The following is a 356-nucleotide window of genomic DNA, read 5'->3' on the forward strand; positions in this document are numbered from 1 at the left end:
CCTGGCTTGCCGGCTCGCGTCAGTGGCTGGCGGGCGAGCGGATGAGCTATGCCGACCTTGCCGCCGCGGCCTCGATCTCGATCCTCGACTATCTTGGCGAGATCGAGTGGGCGGATTCGCCCGTCGTCAAGGACTGGTACCAGCGGCTGAAGTCGCGTCCGTCCTTCCGGCCGATGCTGACCGAGCGCGTGCGCGGCCTGACACCGGTTTCACACTATGCCGATCTGGATTTCTGACGAGGGCTCTTCATGCCCGAAGCTTATAGAGACGACAAAGAGCGGCGGCGCCGCGACAATTTGACCGACTTCGTTCGGGCGGAATCGGTCGCGAAGGGCTTCGATCTCTGCCGCATCACG

Annotated in this window: 1 protein-coding gene; it reads left to right on the plus strand. The window is 63.8% G+C overall.

What is annotated here, in order from left to right:
• Positions 1-236: glutathione S-transferase family protein (locus tag EOD29_RS30815; protein ID WP_164763892.1), on the plus strand; the 236-nt coding region annotated here is incomplete at its 5' end.
• Positions 237-356: the final 120 nt, after the last annotated feature.

Origin of the sequence: Mesorhizobium sp. M1A.T.Ca.IN.004.03.1.1, from assembly GCF_003997555.1 — a bacterium.
In the GTDB taxonomy this organism is placed as follows: domain Bacteria; phylum Pseudomonadota; class Alphaproteobacteria; order Rhizobiales; family Rhizobiaceae; genus Mesorhizobium.